The 17,187-nt window shown below is 60.8% G+C and carries 11 protein-coding genes and 2 pseudogenes; 3 read left to right on the forward strand and 10 right to left on the reverse strand.

Going from position 1 to position 17,187, the window contains the following annotated elements:
* Window positions 1-6: 6 nt before the first annotated feature.
* The 3 genes and pseudogenes from BMZ02_RS03945 to BMZ02_RS19165 all read right to left on the reverse strand — a co-directional run.
* Complete coding sequence (locus BMZ02_RS03945; protein ID WP_091640083.1) at window positions 7-2,481, reverse strand: TonB-dependent receptor; 2,475 nt, start codon at window positions 2,479-2,481, stop codon at window positions 7-9.
* A 2-nt stretch (window positions 2,482-2,483) separates the two neighbouring features.
* Window positions 2,484-5,702 (reverse strand): hypothetical protein, encoded by a 3,219-nt coding sequence (locus BMZ02_RS03950; protein WP_139209137.1) that lies wholly within the window; start codon window positions 5,700-5,702, stop codon window positions 2,484-2,486.
* 273 nt (window positions 5,703-5,975) lie between these two features.
* Window positions 5,976-6,104 (reverse strand): annotated as a pseudogene (locus BMZ02_RS19165) (IS3 family transposase); the annotation flags it as partial.
* A gap of 160 nt (window positions 6,105-6,264) precedes the next feature.
* Between BMZ02_RS19165 and BMZ02_RS03960 the strand changes: the two are divergent.
* Window positions 6,265-7,635 carry a peroxidase family protein gene (locus BMZ02_RS03960; protein WP_216110668.1) on the forward strand — a complete coding sequence of 457 codons (1,371 nt, stop codon included), beginning with the start codon at window positions 6,265-6,267 and terminating at the stop codon, window positions 7,633-7,635.
* Between the two features lie 351 nt (window positions 7,636-7,986).
* A complete protein-coding gene (locus BMZ02_RS18715; protein ID WP_139209138.1) occupies window positions 7,987-8,400 on the forward strand; it encodes a hypothetical protein in 414 nt (137 codons plus the stop codon).
* 208 nt (window positions 8,401-8,608) lie between these two features.
* Here the strand turns inward: BMZ02_RS18715 and BMZ02_RS19360 are convergent.
* A pseudogene (locus BMZ02_RS19360) lies at window positions 8,609-8,875 on the reverse strand (type II toxin-antitoxin system RelE/ParE family toxin); the annotation flags it as partial.
* Between the two features lie 17 nt (window positions 8,876-8,892).
* Window positions 8,893-9,078 (reverse strand): hypothetical protein, encoded by a 186-nt coding sequence (locus BMZ02_RS03970; RefSeq protein WP_091640088.1) that lies wholly within the window; start codon window positions 9,076-9,078, stop codon window positions 8,893-8,895.
* A gap of 207 nt (window positions 9,079-9,285) precedes the next feature.
* Between BMZ02_RS03970 and BMZ02_RS03975 the strand changes: the two genes are divergently transcribed.
* Window positions 9,286-9,921, forward strand: coding sequence for a tyrosine-type recombinase/integrase (locus BMZ02_RS03975; protein WP_091640090.1), 636 nt, complete (start codon window positions 9,286-9,288; stop codon window positions 9,919-9,921).
* A gap of 178 nt (window positions 9,922-10,099) precedes the next feature.
* Here the strand turns inward: BMZ02_RS03975 and BMZ02_RS18720 are convergent, their stop codons facing one another.
* The 5 genes from BMZ02_RS18720 to BMZ02_RS03995 all read right to left on the reverse strand — a co-directional run bounded on the left by BMZ02_RS18720 (window position 10,100) and on the right by BMZ02_RS03995 (window position 17,169).
* Window positions 10,100-10,585 carry a hypothetical protein gene (locus tag BMZ02_RS18720; RefSeq protein WP_139209139.1) on the reverse strand — a complete coding sequence of 162 codons (486 nt, stop codon included), beginning with the start codon at window positions 10,583-10,585 and terminating at the stop codon, window positions 10,100-10,102.
* 152 nt (window positions 10,586-10,737) lie between these two features.
* Window positions 10,738-11,724: an AAA family ATPase gene (locus tag BMZ02_RS19330; RefSeq protein ID WP_091640092.1), complete on the reverse strand. Its 987-nt coding sequence runs from the start codon at window positions 11,722-11,724 to the stop codon at window positions 10,738-10,740.
* Window positions 11,711-13,201: a PIN domain-containing protein gene (locus tag BMZ02_RS03985; protein WP_091640094.1), complete on the reverse strand. Its 1,491-nt coding sequence runs from the start codon at window positions 13,199-13,201 to the stop codon at window positions 11,711-11,713. Before BMZ02_RS03985 ends, BMZ02_RS19330 begins: the two co-directional genes overlap by 14 nt.
* 504 nt (window positions 13,202-13,705) lie before the next feature.
* Entirely contained in the window at window positions 13,706-15,787 is a 2,082-nt protein-coding gene (locus tag BMZ02_RS03990; protein ID WP_091640096.1) for a sensor domain-containing diguanylate cyclase, read from the reverse strand.
* Window positions 15,784-17,169, reverse strand: a complete 1,386-nt coding sequence (locus BMZ02_RS03995; RefSeq protein WP_091640097.1) for an extracellular solute-binding protein — start codon at window positions 17,167-17,169, stop codon at window positions 15,784-15,786. The genes BMZ02_RS03990 and BMZ02_RS03995 overlap by 4 nt, the downstream gene beginning before the upstream one ends.
* Between the last annotated feature and the right edge of the window lie 18 nt (window positions 17,170-17,187).

The following is a 17,187-nucleotide window of genomic DNA, read 5'->3' on the forward strand; positions in this document are numbered from 1 at the left end:
TGAATGCTAGAAGGTGACATTGGCGCCCAGCCAGAACGTCCGCCCGGTCTCGATGCCACCTCGCCCGGATGCCACCGTGTGCGTGCGCGAGTTGAAGACATTGCCGACCTCGGCTTCCAGCCCCAGGCGCGCGCGATCGGCGAGATTCACGCTGTAGTTCACGCTGAGGTCCGAGATCAGCGTGGGCGGTTGTTCGGTTTCCGCATAAACAGTGAGTTCCCGCTCGCGCTGTATGCCTCCCTCATCAACCGTGACGGTCTCGGTGCTGCCCGTCTCCACCACGTTGGTGAAACGCCCGCGGTAGCGGGTAACCAGGCTAAGGCGGAGGCGGTCCATGCACGTCCTGGCGATGGACACGGACCCGGTAATCGGACGATTGAAGTCCTGCCTCAGAACGCTCAGGCGGCTCCTGCGGATAGGCTCGCCCTTGTAGAACACAAACTCGCTCTGCCGGGCCTCCTCCACCGCATCGTCAAAAGTCGCGTTGCTCGACTCCGACTCCGAGTAGGTCGCCGAAATCCCCAGCGTCGTCCTGCCCCATTGCCGCCGCCATGAAAAGGAGAAACTCTCGTACCGGCTGCGCCCTTCATTGGTGAGAAACCGCGCCCGGGTGCCGTCAGGCCGTGTTTCGTCCTCCTCCTGCTGAGCGAATTCGTCGCGATTATCCCGGCGAACGTAGTTCAGCGACGCCACCCCCCCGAGCACACGCTGGCGAACCCCAATGGTGCGTTCATCGCTGTAGGGCGTATCGACATCCCGGCCCTCGAAACGCAGTTGCCCCGCACCGGTATCCCGTTCCCAGTCGTTGACGACGTTCTGCGTTGCTCCTCGAAACTCACGGGTCCAGGGCTCTCGCGCCTCGCGTAACCGATAGGTCAACAGGGCGCCACTGTAGTACCGGTTGAGACCGGCGATCAGGACCGTGTGGTCGTTGCCGAAGACGTCGTAGCCGGCGCGCGTGCGCCAGCCGAAGTCGTGATTGCCCAGGAAGTCGTTGTAGTCGTAACGAAGCCCCAGGGTCAGATCGAGTGCCCCGACGGGGAATGTCGCCTCACCGAACGCGGCCGTCTCGGTGAGGCCGACCGAGACGTCATCGGCTGGATAGCGGGTTCGCTGGCGGAAGTACTGTTCGCCATCGACACAGTCCTCGCTGCGGCCGCGACATTCGACATCCGGGTTCACTCGCGCATCCTGGTACACGAACAGCGTCTCGGGACGGGTGAAGTGCAGGCGGCTGTGTTGCACTTCTGCGCCGTAGTCGAAGCGCACGCGCTGCCCGAGAAGCTCCCGCGTTGGAGTCCGGGCACGAAGCGAGAGCCCCAGGGCGAACTGCTCCTTGTCCAGATCCCCGAACCCACCCTGGTTGCTGGTGGCGATGCCACCCAGATTGCCCCAGTTGCGGCTGCGCGTCCGGGCCCAGTTGAAGAAGTCCGTGGGGGCCCTGCGGCTGTTTTCGCTGTAGCGGGCACTCAGCCGCGTATCCAGTTCGGTCCCCTCGTCGAACACGGTGTCCAGGCCCAGACTTGCGTTGGCACCGCCGCCACGGATGGTGAAGTCGCTGTCGCGTGCATTGGTGATGAACTGCTCTGACCGGAAAGGCGCAACCGCTGCCTGCATATCGGCATAGGTGGCCTCTGTTACCGGAGTTGAGAACTTCCCGAGCAGGTTGACATTCTCCTGCGTCTGGGCTCGACTCTCCCCCAATGTGACCTCCGGTGTGGACGATCGCGATCCGGCACCACTGACGACGATGCTCGAGGCCTCACCAACCGGACGCTCGTGTCGCGCGGTAAGGCGCTCACGCTTGAACTCCGCTGGCTCCGGCGGCGTCGGAGGGATACCTTCTTCAGTGTCGTCGCTCTCCGGGGTGAAGACCCGGTAGTTGACCCAATCGCTCCGGGTGGTGTTGTAGCCCAGGCTCGTCTCCGGCTCACGCCCCGCGCGCCGGGTGTCGATATCCACAACCCCGCCCGTGAAGCGCCCGTACGCTGCTGGTACGTTACTGTCGTACACGTCGATGGACTCGATGAGATCCGCGTCGATGAACAGGGTTTGCTCATGACCGGGCACATCGCTGATCGCATTGGGGTTATCGCTGACCGGATCGAGCTGGTTATTGATTCCGAGCCCATCCACCCGAAACGCGTTCTCGTAGAACCGCCCACCCGAGATCGACACCGAGTCGGGCCGCAGATCGTGAAGGCGGTCTGGATCACGCCGATCCTCAGAGAACTGAATGTTCGGTAGCTGACCCAGAATGCTGGTGAAATCCCCGGAAGCGGCACCGAACTCGTCAAGATCGCGCCGATTGATCCGGTAACTGCCCTCCGCCTCGGTGCCTACCGCATCCGAGTAGTCCGAAAGCACATGGATCGGTGCAAGATGTTCGGTCTCCGCGGCGGCCAGCGGCACGACCGGCACGCATAAGCAAAGTGCCCCGCCGCCGGCCACGACGGCGAGCTGGAGTAGCCCGTCTCTCATGATCAGAGCGACCAGCAGTCAGCACAGTACGGCGTCCGATCCACGTCGTCCGCGATCCCGTCCCCGTCGATATCCGTATCCAGGACCAGCGGGGAGGCGTCCCGTTCCGCCTGCGACGTGGCGGGTGAGAAAAAATCGGGGCGGCCGTCGCCGTCGTAGTCGAACGACGCCAGCCCCGTGCCCGGGAAGTCATCCCAGGATATGAAGGCGTCGGCGACACTCTTGAGGCGCCGGTTCCGCTCCGGGTGATCCTCGGCGCTGCGGGCCAGTGTCTCCGCCTCATCAAACGCACGGAGCCCCGCAAGCCGAATCACCGCAGTCCTCTCACGGGTGGCACGGTCCGACGGCGAGGGAAGGCCTTGGGTGACGTCCTGATAACCGGGCCATGCGCCGGATCCGGGTGTATCGTCGCCGCCCACGATCACCGCAACGCCGGCAGCGCGGGCGCTCTCCACCGTTGCCTGCACCTGCTCACCCCGGGCGTCACCCGTGGCAATGGCGCGACCGATCTCGGTGGCGAGGTCTGTATAGGCCAGCGCTGTACTTGCGGCCGCCGAAAGACTCGCCTTATCCGCGTCCTCGCCGCCGGTACTGCGGATATCCACGAGAAGATCGACCGCTTCTGCAAGGGAGGTCAGCGCCTGCTGGTAGTCTCCGGCGAGGCCTCGCAGCTCCGCGACACTGCGCAGGTTGCTCTGTCGCTCCCCCGGGTCCGTAAGGCTCGCGCCCTGGTTCGCCAGCGTATCCACAATGGGACCGACTTCATCATTCATACCCAGCCAGATGTAGCCGTTCGCGAGCTGCTCTGCCGCCCGGGCCCGCTCTCCACCGCCGGCGGCGCGATTCCGCGCGAGGTCCCAGCACGTCCGCATGCGGTCCCGGCCACGCTCGGTCGCCTCGATCCACTCGTACATCCGGGCGATCTTTCGGCATCCCTGGGAGACATACTCGTTCATCGACGAGGCCTCGGCAGCGAACGCCTCCGAGCGGGCCAACTCCCAGGCGGCATCGGCGACGGCGACCGCTTCTTCCTGGAGACCTCGATCGAACAGCTGGAGCGCCATAAATCGAAGGCCCGCCTCACGCGTTCCCTTGCCACGGAAGGTCAACGCCTCGATGGTGTCGCCAATGTCCCCACCGGCGGCTTGTTCCACCAACTCGACACCGACCTCCAGACGCCCGTCAATGACCTCTTCCATGCCTTCGAAGATCGCGAACTGGGATCGGGCGCGTTGCGCATAATCGGACGACGGGTCCTCCCCCTGTGCCACCTCGATGTCGGCGATCAGATCGCGAAACCGGTCGTTGAGGTCAAGTGTGCCGTAGGCGAAGGCAACATCGCGTGCATAGGTGAGTACTTGTTGAGATTCGCCGGCGCTCACGCGGTCCATATCCAGCCGTGCAAGGCGCTCGTATTCGTCGAGGGCACGAAGCGTCTCCGCCTCCAGTCCCAGGCGGCTGTAGAATCCGGCAGCATTGGTCACGGCAAGTCCGCGCAGGGACAGTGCGCCATCCGGGAACGGCGTCTCGCTGTGCCCCAATCCTGCCTGGTAATGGAGGTCCACAGCCTCGGTCGCCTCGGCGACTGCTGACGGCGTCAGGCCGGCCAGCTCAGCTTCTTCCACTGCCTCCTCGGCGGCCTCCCTCAAGGAGATGACGACGCGGGAGTAGGTTGGACTAAAGCCTTCCTCGCCCGCTGCACTGTCAATGAACGCTTGCAACGGTTCCAATGCTTCCGGAACCTGGTTACCAAGGCCTGCAGCGCGCAGCCGCCTGGCCATACCCTGATAGAACTCGGCGTCGTCCTCGGCAAGATTCTCGACGCCTTTGGCGTCGATGATCCTCTGATAAATGGCCAGGCCCTCATTGAAGAAGCGCTCCGCCTGCTCGATCTGACCAAAGTCCGTGAGCGCTGCACCGGTGGATCGATAGCCACCCGCGCGCTCCTCCGCCTGGGCGATACGTGACCGCAGAACGACCTCCGCTTCATCGAAGCGGCCGGCGCGGGCAAGCCCCTCGGCGACACCCGCCTGCACCGGGTCCAGGACGTTGTCATCAAGGACATCGTCAAAGAGACGCTCGGCGCGGAACAGCGGCGACCGATCAGAGCCGAAGAAGTACTCAGCCCGCGCCGCATTGTCGGAGCCAAGCTCCTCTCCCGCGGCGAGTGGGAGCCGTGAATCCACTGCATCCAGTGCAGCAATGTCTGCCACGGCACTGGCCTGCGCCAGTGCCTCCGGAACGCGGTATCCCGGGTCGGTGAAATCGTCCGGCGCGATGCTGCCTCGCTGTAGCCCGAATCGGATCACGTTCGTAAGCTGGGGCGTTCCCGAAGGAATGCCGCGTCGGCCGTTGGCCTTCCAGAGCGCGTCAGCAAAGGAGTGCACCGCTTGCTCGGCACCAGCCACGTTGAGCGCCTCCCGCAGATAGCGGTCAACGCCGATCCTTAAGACAGCTCGGTTGGCCTGCGTCACGACCTGCTCGGCACTCATCTGTGGGTCAATCGCCGCGAACGCGTCCAGCTCCGGCACTGCGTTGTCCAGCGCTTCGCGGGTTTCCTCACTAATCCCCGAATCCATCTGCACGTTGGTGACCGCTGCCTGGAAATCACCACCGGCGCTCTCCATGGCCTCAGCAAGATGAACCATGGGCTGGCCTTCCGGCGCAAGCGCCGCCGCCAGACGGGTTAATTTGAGGCTGGCGCGTTGTGCCGCCCCGGACTCCGCCGGGTCACCAAGCACCGCGCTAACCGGAAGTCCGAGAAGGCCGGCGACCGACTCGGCCGCTTGATCCGTTGTTATGCCCAGGTCATCCGCCTCCAGCACGACCAGTGTCGACAGCGGGCTGACGACGCTCACCCCGTCCGTCGCGACCGGTGCCTGGAGACGTATCCCGGAGAACCGAGCGCCCGTTTCGATGTCCCGTCCGCCGGATGCTTGGACCGTCGCACCGGACAGCTCAGCCGTGTCATCCACGCTGAGCGTTACCGTCCCGGACTCACTTGTTCGCCGCACCGTGCTCAGCGCATCACCATCATGGTCCACCACCCGGGTACTTGCGCCCTGTACCGGCGGATCAGTGACGAGCACTTCGATTCCGGTTGAAACGCGATCCGAAGCCCCACCACCCGAGGACCCGCTGCTGAAACAGCCCGCCACCAACGGCACACACGCGATGAACAGAATCCCCCCAACTTTCACCCGTGGTTGCTTAGCAGTCATTTGCCTTCCCTTTACCGAGATCCGCAGCCAACAGTAATGCGAATACGAATGATTCGCAACTCCTGTCTGCAATCTCATCCTCGTGCATAGCGGGTAAGTATGGCCACAGGAACGTACTGGGAATCTCCTTGAGAGCCGCCGACCAGAGTGGTTCAACCGCGCGAGCGGCTTACACCCCGCTTGACGGCGCGGCGGCCTTGCTTACGCTGAAGAGATGCTCCAATCGGAGCTAAAACGAATATCGATGTCCGGAATTCTCGACTTTTTTGAATGCACCGGCACCGCCAGGTACAGCCAGCCCTGCCAGGTGCGCGGGTAGGTGATGTCGGTGACCCCGGCCTGATCCGGGCGCTCAACGGTAAAGCCCCGATTGAGCGTGTTCGGTGCGAGGATCGACGGTTTGACGGGCACGGCTACAGCCTCTCGAGAACGCCCGTCCGGATGTATTGGACATTTGTTCGATCACTTCTATAACTCCCTTCAGGCAAATGACTCCGAAGTGCCGGCAAGACATGGACGCGGCGGCGTATCACGTCACGGAGGCGGAATAGGAGTCGAAATCATGCATGGTGATTATCTGCGCGGCCACGCCGTGCCGAAGGGGGTGTTTGCGCGCATCGGGCGGTTCGGTCGGATGTTTCCCCATCTGCGCTCTCTGAAGGAGGAGTGGTTGCCCGAGCCCGCCCGGCCTGAATATCTGGGCGCCGCGGACGGGCCGATGAAGGATGCCCTGGAGGAAGAAGGAGACAATGCCCGGATACCTGCGGGATTTACCTTTCTGGGCCAATTCATTGACCACACGTTTACTTTCGACCCCACCTCAAGCCTCGAATCCCAGAACGACCCTGAAGCGGTGAGGAACTTCCGAACACCCCGCCTCGACCTGGATGCCGTCTACGGGGCGGGACCGGCAAGCCAGCCGTACCTGTACGATGACTCCGACAGGTTCGCTCTCTCTGAGCAGGGCGACCATGATCTGCTGCGTAACCACCACGGCACCGCGATCATTGGTGATCCGAGAAACGACGAGAACCTGGTTGTTTCCCAGCTCCACCTCGCGTTCCTCAAATTCCACAACCAGGTGCTGAACGATGAGACCGGCGGTGACTTCGAGGAAGCGCAGCGGCTCGTACGCTGGCACTTTCAGTGGATCGTCCTGCACGAGTACCTCCCTCTCATCTGTGGTGACGACATCGTTGACGACGTGCTCGAGCGCGGACGTCTTTTCTTCCGCTTTGAACATGAGCCATACATCCCGGTGGAGTTCAGCGTTGCGGCATTCCGTTTCGGACATGCCCAGGTGCGCGACGGGTATGCGATCAATGGCGATGTTGGTGCGGGGCTTTTCCCGGAGGAAGCGGATGCGCCCAGAGACAGCGAGGAGCTGACGGATCTTCGCGGTGGTGTGCCGGTTAACGAGGAACATACTGTCGACTGGAGCCGTTTCTTCGGCGACGGCGATAACGTTCAGCCAGGGCGACTGATCAACGCCAAACTCAGTGAGTCGCTTCTCTTTCTTCCGAAGACAGTCGTACCGGGAGATATTCCGGACGAGGCGCGCTCCCTGGCCACAAGGAACCTAAAGCGAGGCGCGGCTTTTTCGCTGCCGTCAGGGCAAGCGGTCGCAGCCTGTATGGGGGAGAAGCCCCTCACGCAGGACGAACTCTGGGCCAATGTGCCGGACATGCCCACCCCCCTGCCCGTGCCCGCGCCCCTGTGGTTCTACATACTCAGGGAAGCAGAAGTGCGCGAGAGGGGGAAGCACCTGGGCGCGGTCGGTGCCCGCATTGTCGCCGAGGTCATGATCGGTCTGCTTGAAGGGGACCGCGCCAGCTACATGAACCAGGCTCCCGGCTGGCGACCAACCCTCGACCGCAAGAAAGTTGACCATTTCACGATGGAGGACCTGCTCGCAATCGCCGCGAAGGTTTGATCTGACAGGGACCGCGCGCGACCGAGTTAGATGACAGGCTGGAGATATCGGGATAAACCGGGTTCTAACAGAGCCCTCCCCCGGACAGCGCCTACGGAAGGGCGCTGCCCGACCCAAAGCGGACGGTCGCGCTATGCACATTAATGTCTGATCTCGTATGGACGATCGTTCAGCGCGGGTTCAGGCAGGGGACTGATGAAGAAGCCCCCTTCTCGACCTGACACCTTGTTCGTTGATCTGTGGGCATAGCCGTATCCGCCAGCTCGAAGAAGCGAAGGAACAGGTTTTCGTCTTGCGTGGCACATTTTCTGCAAATATTTGGCTCCCTGGGTCACAACCGGAGTATATGACATGAATATCGCACCGATTGGGCAAGATTTTGCCGCCTCAAACCCTCAAAGCGGAAGAAATCTGCCGCCAGTTGAAAAGGAAAGTGTCGATGGCAACTCAGAAGCTATTACAAAAAGTGCAAAACAGGTGGATTTGCGTGATATTTCAATTAACGAACTCAATGATTTAATAAAATCAGGCGAGTTTGAGGGTGTTGGTGTTGCCCCCTTTATATCTCCACACATTCTTCAGCAATACGACTATGATCCGGACGCTATTGGGAATCATCGGGTAGATCTTTTAGGTCAGGTTGAAGAAACTATCGCCTTCCAGAATCATATTGGAGAGGATACGGCCCGATTGGATGCAGTTCTTGAAGACCTGAAGAGAGTAGATGGAACGTATTTCCCTGAAAGAATTGACATAAATGTATAGCCGAGGTGTCGAGAAGGCGGTTACAGCGACGGCTTGTCCGGAATAGCCTCGTCTCTATGGAAAAGCTCTGCGTGTAGCCGCTTTCGCGGCCGCTCACCGTATCCGCGGAGATATCAAGACTTGGGAACGATAGCGGACGCCCGTTTTGATCCGGCCACTGTCCCGTACGGGTCGATTTCCGGCCGTCGATCGGGTTCACGGGTACTTGTCACGTGAGGTAGCGGTGAATATCCATGGCTCCATGGAATACACCGAGGATGTCGATGCTCTCGTTTCCCCTGACCAAGTAGGCGATGCGGTAGTGGCCGTAGTGAAGGATACGAATCTCCCGACCAGGTAGGGATTCGTAGCGGTGCCCGATCTCCGGAAAATCGGTCAGGATCTGCGCTTTCCGGTAGATACCCTGAACAACGCGAGTAGCGGCGCTGGGATCATCTTGGGCGATGTAGTCATGAACGTCCTGCAGCCAACGCTGCGCTTCCCTCGTCTAATTCAGCTCTGCCACGACCGGATGCGCTCCTGCATCTCCTGATTGCTGATCGTGCGTCCACTGTCTGAATCGGCAAGACCGCGGTCGATCATCCTCGCGAACGCGAGCTCCCGAAGGATCTCATCGTAGGAGCTGTCCTCTGGCTGGGCTTCAATGACCTTAACCATCTGTTCTTTGGGCGTCGCCACGAGTCTCGTCCTCGTCAAGTATCTACCGCTTCAGTGTACCCCCGAGTGTTTGGGTCACCAAAGAGACGAGTCGTTGCCGTTATGCAGAGTTGCCGGCACTGGTCAGTCTCAGCACGTTGAATCCAGGTCCTGCATCTGCTCGATCACGGCGGGAGAGCACATTATGGTCAATGCTTAATCTCCCACCCTCTGCGGAGATATCGAGCCATGACCACCGCCAACCCGCCCCGCCAGCGTGCCCCCGATTGCGCCCCTTGGAACAAAGGCCACCTGATCGGCCCGAAGCCACCTCTGAAACTCCCGGAGGTCTGGGGAATCCGCATCCGACTCCAGCTAGACAACAACACGCGGCAGCTTGCTCTGTTCAACCTTGCGATCGACAGTAAGCTCCGAGGCTGTGATCTCGTGAGTCTCCAGGTCCGAGACGTCGTCCACGGCGGGAGAGCACTGAAACGAGCAGCCGTGATCCAGCAAAAGACGGGGCGACCTGTTCAGTTCGAGCTCACTCCTAATACCCGACGGGCTGTCGAGGAGTGGGTCGACGCGGCCCATCTGCAATCCGGGGATTTCCTTTTCCCGAGCCGAATCCACGGCTCGCCGCACATCTCCACCCGACAGTACGCAAGAATCGTGAAATCGTGGGTTACCCAGCTCGGGCTCGACCCTGCCGAGTACGGCACCCATTCGCTCCGCCGAACCAAGGCGACCCTGGTGTACCGGCGCACTAGGAACCTCCGCGCCGTGCAGCTACTTCTTGGCCATACAAAGCTGGAAAGCACCGTCCGCTACCTTGGGATCGAGGTGGACGACGCACTCGAGATGTCGGAACAAACCGAAGTCTAGCGATACCTCTGGTGTGGTCGCGTCCATGGAAGGACGCTGTCCGACCCGGAGTGGACGCCCACACCTGAGCCATTGAGCGTCCGCTTTGATCCCCAGTAACCGCGAAGGTAACCGGCGCCGAAGCGCTAGCGTAGGGAACCAAAAGCGGTACGCTTTTGGCGTCCGGTTGACCGACTGGTTAACCATACACACTCCATAGACCGACTAGGCCGCCAACAACCAAGGATATAGCCATAAGATGCGCCAGCCCCACATGCAGTGGCTTTCGGAACAAGCGGTCCCGCACGTCGGCTGTGAATGTTGCAGCGTGGCCAACAATGAAAACAGGCGCAAGCGTGATAACAGCCATTAAAATCGACAGTGAAATACCGACTAGGACGTTTTGCCAGTGCCCTGACAGCAACTCCACAATAGTGAGACCTGCACCCCACCCAGTAAGCGCCCCAGAAAACGGAACAACGAGGGCGGTTCCCAAAATCTCTGGTATACGGGAACGGTGCGAAACAATGAGCGAAACACCAGCCCCCACAAAAAGCACATAAACGAACGGCTCAAAGTTGAGGAGCGGAAGTAATTCGTCGCGCTGACGTGCGACTTCCGCCGACTGACTCGCTAGAACGGTCAGCACGACAACTGCAACAAATGGTACGAAATACGCGATCATATGGTTAACAGTGAATGAATCGCCTTCACGATGATTCGATCATTGTGAAGGCCAGATACCTACCCTTTGTCGGCATGGCCACAGAACTTTTTTTGTTCTGACGCCGAGAGAACAGACCACTTGTCGCGAATGAAAGGCGGAACACCGCCTGTTTAAACTGGGCTCGACTTAAGTTCTAGCTCTCGCCAAATTCTAGCGCGAACCTTCTCAATGCTAGCCCTATCAGCGGCGCGAACTCGAATAATCGGTATCCCTAATCCTTGGGCTATGGCATCGGCAGCCGCGATCTCAACCGACTGCAGCTTCGTCAGCGTAGCAACGGTGAACGATGTCGAGTCGCGTGCAACCAGTCGCTCATAGATGCGTTTAGGTGAATCATAGACCAGAATAATTCCTGCGAGATCAAGTGCGTCGAACACCTCTTGCCCTATCGCTTCCACCTGTCCAGACCCGTTGACTAGAGCGCAATGCCCGTCGAGCAGCAAAGCTCGCTCTCCCTGACGGATGCGGTTTACACCATTCACCAATAGGCGTTGTGTGTGATTGATGTTGCTGACTGCCTTCGTCTCGCCCGATAACGCGGCCGCATCTTCGTCGCGAATAATTCGGCCGGCGCTATGGTGCTGCATTCCCTCTTGACCAGCTATCGCCGCGCACAAACTAGTCTTCCCCACACCATGTATACCCGCCACGAAGATGACTTGGCCCCGGGTGCCACTGCCTAAAGATTGCAGGATAATGTCCCGTTGCATCGGAGTAAGATACTGAAAAGACTGCGGCGGTCTGAAATTACGGATAACTTCCCAGGGATTAAGCGGAGAGATGCATCGGCGTACATTAGCGAGCTCTATTGCGTAGCCTGTTTTTCGGCCTTTGAAGTAGGCGTACAGCTCTCGCCGAAGCAGGCCACCCCCCGCCTCTTTGGCTAAAGCCCACAGCCTTCCAGGGGCGCCTTCGTGTACCCGCCCTACGTCGGCCACTGCAACAATGCGCTGAACGGGAGCCGTTACATAAATGACGATATTAGACACTGGCTTCGTGGCCCATACACGCCGGAACTCTAGGCGTTTCTCTCCGGACAGGATCTTTTCTGCATGTCGGGGACGCAGGGAGATGAGAACGGTACTACATGCCGACATGTGCCATCACCTTCTGGAATTCCGCGTTATCTAACCCTTGGATACTCTGAATACTGCCTTTCACAATATCATTGTCTTGGAGCCAGTTGTGGGGAACGGGATCATCAAAATGTCCGACAAGCCGAAACAGCATGACTCGGGTTTCTTTCTTCGCCATTTCAGCTATATCCTTCATGTCGTACACGGTCCTTCGGCTAACCGCTCGAGCAATCGCGTTCACATCATTAAGGGTATGATACTCCTCTACCACACCAATGCTTGTGAGAGCTCGGTCGTCGTGTGACCTGTAGAACAAAACAATGTCTCCTTCGGTTACTCGTTTCGTCGGTGCGTGGCACAAGTAAGCCAACTTGATAGCGTTCCCAGCGCTGTTCTCTGGCAGAAACCCTGAAAACAGGGAGCCCTGCAACATTCTTCTCGGATTCCAGTCCGGGAAGAGCACCCTATGGAATTCCGGGCGAATCGGAACGATGTATTTTGCCACCGTTCTATCTGAACGGAAGTGCGGGTAGTAGCGCCGATGGAACTCCAGCGGGCCTAGTTCTAGTGCGGCAGGATCCGCGGGCACTTCTACCGGATGCGCCTTGGCATAGACGGCATCGCCTTTGTACGCACCCACATGGAGGAACCCGAAATCCTCTAGCAGTGAGACAAGATAATTGTGTCGGCTTGGATCTGCATGAATAAATATGGTCTGAAGCTGATTGGCCGTGGCGTAACGGAACGCCATTTTTAGGAAAAGTTCGCCAACCTTCTTGCCTCGGGAGGTCTCTCCAACCTTGAATGTGCAGAGCTTGAGCGCGTCTCCCTGCGCAACCTGTCCATCGTCCGTAATCACTTCATCTCGCTGTTGGTCGAAGACGCACAGCGCACCGAGCTCCTGCTGTGGTTCCTCCCAGTACACCCAAGCCTGACGCTGCTCCCGTGCTTTACGTCTGAACCAATCCTCAAACCCATCGTAGCCTTCACGTAGGCTATCGAAGAAGTCTCCATTCAGCAGGGGCGTGAGGTCATGTAATGGCACTTGATCAATATGCGGCAGGGTAATGGTCGCCTGCTCATGCAACCGCAGCAGTAGATCTTCGGCAAGCTGGATGGCAAGAACCCGTGAGGAGAGGCCTCTTTGGCGCGCCTTCTCGTGTATCCCCTTATCTTCCGTAACGAGGTAATCAGCAGCATCGCAATGAAGGGCATAAAGAATTTCGTTGTCACAAGCGTCGTTAGGTTTGGTACCAACATCGTTCCATGGACATACTATTGAGGTTTTCAAGCAGTCATACTTAGTGAGTCTCTCCAACGTTTTGCGCCGCCGAGTCTCGTTTCCGTCACGTCTGATGTCACGTTCCGATGCGGGGTGATACATCAGCTGATGGCCGTGACGGTGCGCCAGCTGGACAAAACGCGCATAGCTCGGCTCAAGCGGAAGCATTGAGTCCTCAAGCGGAATCAGAATATTAGTATCTAGCAGGAAACGCATCGAGCCGGCGTGCCTCTACATGCCCTTGCAACGTTCGAAGAATTTGGCGTCACACCGTGTAAGCGACATATTCGAGCTGCGAATTGGCTGCGGCTTGGAAACCTACAGTCGGCCTGTCGACCTTACGGCTGGAGATTGTGAAAATTCTTTCATTTTCATCGATTCAGCATCCTTTTTTAACAAGCCAAGAGATGACCTAATCTTAGATTTCTGGCGTTCACGATGACTCAGTCGGTGCTCCAAGTCAGCACCGCGACCAGATTCTGCACCGCTGAAGAAATCTTTGCACCGTACCAGAAGATCACCGCGATAGTTGTAGTTCGTACTATTCAATCATTTGACGGCGTGCATTGCACGCTGCTGAACAGCGGACACTGGCGGATATGGTGCGGAGGTCCGCTCAGGGTCGATAGTCGCCAGTCACCTGACATGAACAAAGGTTGGCCCAAGGCATGGGGCCGAATGACACGCCTGCCCCAAAGCACAGCCGAACCTGCGACAGCCTCACTCCGCCGACACCACGCGGTTGCGGCCCGTGCGCTTGGCGGTGTAGAGCGCTTCGTCGGCCCGCTGGATGAGTTCGTCCGGTCCATCTTCAGCGCGGTACACGGCGACGCCCGCGCTGATGGTCAGGCGCAGGCCACCCCCGAACCGCAGCAACGCGATGTGCTCGCACAGTCGCTGCGCACACTGCCGGGCAAGCGCCTCATCGGCTTCTGCAAGCAACAGGGCGAACTCCTCGCCACCCCAGCGCGCGATGCTGTCGGTTTCCCGGAGCGCGCCCTGGAGCTGTGCCGCCACCTCCTGGAGCACCTGATCCCCAACGGTATGGCCATAGCGGTCGTTGATGCCCTTGAAATGGTCGACGTCCACCAGTGCCACCGAGAACACGCGGTCGTCGCGCTGGGCAGAAGCCACGCCCTCCTCCAGCACTTCCTGGAACCGCCAGCGGTTGAGCACGCCGGTTAGCTGGTCGTAGCTCGCCTGCCAGCTCAGTCTCTCCTCCAGACGCTTCTGCTCGCTGACATCCTGAAGCACAACGATAAAGCCGCCGTGCGGATCACCGGCATGGGCCAGCGCGCCGCGCAGTGACGCCTTGAAGGCCGTACCGTCGGCCCGGTGAATCGTCACCACCGTGTCGTACGCTTCACCTTTCGCGAACGTCCTCTCCGCCTCGTCGGTCACGCGGTTGAAGTCGTCTCGCAGCAGGTCGTGCCACCGAAAAGAGTGGGGTGCGTGCCCGACCCCAGCCGGGTCGACAAGCCGGAGGAACTCGGCGTTCGACTCCTGAATCACGCCGGTAGCATCGATGAACGCGATGCCGACCGGAGAGCTTTCGAGAATACGCTGCACCCGCGCGCGGGCGTCACGCGCCTCCGCGGTGCGTTGCCGCACCCGCTCTTCAAGACTGCCGATAAAGCCCTGCAGCTGATCTGCCATGGTATTGAACGAATGGCCCAGCCGGGCGATTTCGTCCGATCCGCGCACCACGACCCGGCGGCCGACATTGCCATGGGCGATATCCTCGGCCACCTCTGAGACGTGCTGCACGGGTGCGGCGATACGGCGCGCGACCAGGGTCGTCAGCAGGATCACCCCGGCCAGCAGCACGGCTGCCCAGACGGCCATGGTCCGCAATGCGTGCTCGGCTCCGCGATCCAGCACCTCCACGAGCTCACCCGAGACCTGCTGCGCAATCGAGACCGGGACCACCAGCCCGACGTGCCAGTCGGCACTGGCCATGGGTTCATAGACGATGTATTTGTCCTCACCGCGGATGGTGACGCGCTCCATCAGGGCCTGACCATCGGCCATGCGGCGCAGGGCGCGATCCAGGGATGGCGAGGCCGAGGTGGACAGGTCAATGACGCCACGCTCCCGGAACGCCTCGGCCGACGCCAGCTCCAGCCGGCTGTGCGGTGTCGCCGCGACCAGCTGCCGTTCCCCGTTCATGATGAAGAAGTAACTCGCAGGCAGAGGCAACCGCCGGTTGAGATTGCGCGCCAGCTTACCCATGGACACGGTGGCCGAGAGGTAGCCCGTGCCATCGTCACCGTGGACCGCGATCATCGGATCCACGACCAGCCCGCCCACCCGTGCAGAATGGCTCTCCCGCGGCGCCGGCCAGATGACCTGCGACGGCGCGATGGTCTGCGACCGGGCGACGGCTTTCAGGTGCACGGCAAGGTCATCGTCATCATTCGGGCTGCTCAACCAGGGGACGACTTCGCCATCCGCTCGCTGGTAGTGTGCCGCGATCACCAGATCGCTGGCCTGAACCATGGAGTCGAGCAACTCGGGCACCCGCGACGGGTCCCGAATGGACTCCCCCCGGGCACGCATGGTGAGGGCCTCGCGGGTGAGATTGAGACTGGCATCCGCGCCATCCACGACACCGCCGATCAGGCTGCCGAGGAAACGCTCCGTCTGCTCTTCCAGCAGGCGATTGCCCTGGCGCTCCATCTCCTCGCTGGCGCTCTGCAGCGCGACCAGGGCGACCAGCAGCAGGCCGCCGCTGAGACAGATCGCCAACACCACTGCGGGCAGCACGATCTTGTGCCAGAGACTGAATCGTGGGGCCGTCACCGTGTCGCCTCACCGACGGTCTCCGACTGATCGTTGTCGAGCAGACGTTCCCAGTCCGCCTGTGCTTCGGCCAGGGCGTCGGCAGGCTCCACGTCGCCCGCCATTGCGCGGGCAATATGGCGCGACAGCGCCGCCATGAGCTCCGGCGTTTCGGGCAGCACGGGCCAGCGCGTGACATCACCTGCGAAGGCTGCGTCAACCGCGTCTGCCAGTTCGGGGAAGCGCTCGCGGAAGGCTGCCGAATCCAGCACGGAGCGGCGCCCGACGTCGATGCCGGTGCCCGACAGGTTGAGCCGTTTCTGGATCTGCGGCGATGATGCATACAGCAGAAACGCCTCTGCTGCATCGGGATTCGGTGCCACGCTCGACACGGCGAGACTGAATCCGGCGTTGAGGGTCGCCCCGGCGCCCTCGCCCTTCGCGACCCCGGGCAGGGGCGTCACACCCCAGTCCCCGGCGATGGTGGAGTAACGGCGATCGTTCGCGGAAACGCCGACATCCGACCACTGTTCCACCAGGGCGACGCGCCCGGCGAGAAAGGCATCCCGGGCAACTTCGTAGTCCGTCTCGAGAGCCGAAGGCATGGCGTACGGCAGGAGCTCGACCACCTCCTCCAGAGCGGCGACCGCCTCGTCGGAATCCAGCTGCGGCTGCCCGACGGCATCGAGGAATCGCCCGTCGTAGGCCGACAGCCGATTGAGAAACAGGGAGACGTTGATGATGGCCGTGGGGTAACCCATGGTCGCGGCACCGTAGACACCGTCACCCCGCTCGGCTTCAGTGATGACGCGGGCGGCATGCCGGTACTCGGACCAGGTTTCGGGAGCCTCCAGGCCATGCCGCGCCAGCAGGGATTGCCGGTGGAACAGCAGCTGAATGTCCACGTCGTACGGCATGGCCCAGACGCCACCGTCGTACTCCGCGTAGGCCTCGAAGACGGGCGCAAGGAAATCGCCTGGCCGGATGACCTCGGCGTAGCTGTCGAGCAGAGCGCTCAGCTCGCGAATCGCGCCCTCTTCCGCCAGACGCGCGATCGTGGGATACCAGACCTCCACCACGTCGTACCGGGGCGACGCGGCGTGAACGTCGTCCAGAACGGCGTCGAGCATGCGGTCATAGGCGACCTCCCGCACCTTGACCACGGCGCCGGTGTCCTCATGGAACCAAGACGCCAGCAGACGCGCCGCCGCCACGTCGGTGTTCACGGACAGGAATACCAGGCGCTCACCGTCCAGGTCCGGCGTCAGCGCCTCAGGGGGCGTCGTGGCCGCCGGGTCGGATTCGCCCCGGGGCACCATCACCCAGTGTGTGGTGGCCCACAGCAGTGCCCCACCACAGACTGCGGCGGCGAGAAGAGCAATAATACGGCGTTTACGCGTCATATCACTGGGCTCGACCGG

The organism is Aquisalimonas asiatica (assembly GCF_900110585.1).
Lineage (GTDB): Bacteria > Pseudomonadota > Gammaproteobacteria > Nitrococcales > Aquisalimonadaceae > Aquisalimonas > Aquisalimonas asiatica.

Bases quoted from the DNA above. Each gene is read 5' to 3' on its own strand.
- BMZ02_RS03995 (WP_091640097.1), bottom strand. From the start codon at position 17,169: ATGACGCGTAAACGCCGTATTATTGCTCTTCTCGCCGCCGCAGTCTGT.
- BMZ02_RS03950 (WP_139209137.1), bottom strand. From the start codon at position 5,702: ATGACTGCTAAGCAACCACGGGTGAAAGTTGGGGGGATTCTGTTCATC.
- BMZ02_RS18720 (WP_139209139.1), bottom strand. From the start codon at position 10,585: ATGATCGCGTATTTCGTACCATTTGTTGCAGTTGTCGTGCTGACCGTT.
- BMZ02_RS03945 (WP_091640083.1), bottom strand. From the start codon at position 2,481: ATGAGAGACGGGCTACTCCAGCTCGCCGTCGTGGCCGGCGGCGGGGCA.
- BMZ02_RS03985 (WP_091640094.1), bottom strand. From the start codon at position 13,201: ATGCGTTTCCTGCTAGATACTAATATTCTGATTCCGCTTGAGGACTCA.
- BMZ02_RS03960 (WP_216110668.1), top strand. From the start codon at position 6,265: ATGCATGGTGATTATCTGCGCGGCCACGCCGTGCCGAAGGGGGTGTTT.
- BMZ02_RS19330 (WP_091640092.1), bottom strand. From the start codon at position 11,724: ATGTCGGCATGTAGTACCGTTCTCATCTCCCTGCGTCCCCGACATGCA.
- BMZ02_RS03975 (WP_091640090.1), top strand. From the start codon at position 9,286: ATGACCACCGCCAACCCGCCCCGCCAGCGTGCCCCCGATTGCGCCCCT.
- BMZ02_RS18715 (WP_139209138.1), top strand. From the start codon at position 7,987: ATGAATATCGCACCGATTGGGCAAGATTTTGCCGCCTCAAACCCTCAA.